This is a genomic window from Teichococcus deserti (assembly GCF_001982615.1).
In the GTDB taxonomy this organism is placed as follows: domain Bacteria; phylum Pseudomonadota; class Alphaproteobacteria; order Acetobacterales; family Acetobacteraceae; genus Pseudoroseomonas; species Pseudoroseomonas deserti.
In genome coordinates, this window is sequence record NZ_MLCO01000491.1 from 1 (window position 1) to 769 (window position 769).

Consider the following 769-nt stretch of genomic DNA (forward strand, 5'->3'; position numbering starts at 1 on the left):
TGCTGCTGCTGGACGAGCCGCTGTCCAACCTCGACGCCAATCTGCGCCAGGAGGTCGCGCGCGAGATCCGCCGGCTGCAGCGCGCCGCCGGGCTGACCGCGCTGATGGTCACGCATGACCAGGACGAGGCCATGGCCATGGCGGACCGGCTGGTGGTGATGGATCGCGGCCGGGTGCAGCAGGTCGGCCCGCAGGAGGCGCTCTACGAGGCGCCGGAAAACCCTTTCGTCGCCCGCTTCATCGGCCACAGCAACCTGCTGCGCGGCAGCTTGCGCGACGGCTGCCGGCTGCGCCTGGGCGAGGGCGTCGTGTGCCATCTGGCGCAGCGCTATCCGCTCGACGGGGATGTCACGCTCGCGCTGCGGCCGGAGCGCATCCGCCTGCTGCGGCCGGGCGATGCGGCGACGCCGCGGCTGACGCTTGCCGTCGAGGACGCCACCTATGTCGGCGCCCATGTCGAATATCTGCTGGCACTGCCCGGCGGCGGGTCGCTGATCCTGCACCAGCCCACCACCGGCCAGGCCGAGGCGCCGCGCCTGGCGCCCGGCAGCCGCGCTGCATTGACCTGGGATTGTGGCAGCGAGCGGGTGTTCGACGCCGCTGGCCGGGCGCTGGCCGCGGCCGGGCCGTCGCCTGCCTTCGCCTCCGCCTGAACCTTTCCGCTCAGCCGAGGAGTCGCCTTCGATGGACACGCTCTCGCTTCCCCGACGCGGCCTGCTGCGCCTCGGCGCCGGCGCCGAGGCGCAGCAGGCCGCGTCGGGGAAGCGAG

1 protein-coding gene is annotated in these 769 nt (G+C 73.6%); it reads left to right on the forward strand.

All coding sequences use genetic code 11. The features are described from left to right. Positions 1 to 653: ABC transporter ATP-binding protein (locus tag BKE38_RS33735; protein ID WP_131829801.1), on the forward strand; the 653-nt coding region annotated here is incomplete at its 5' end. Positions 654 to 769: the final 116 nt, after the last annotated feature.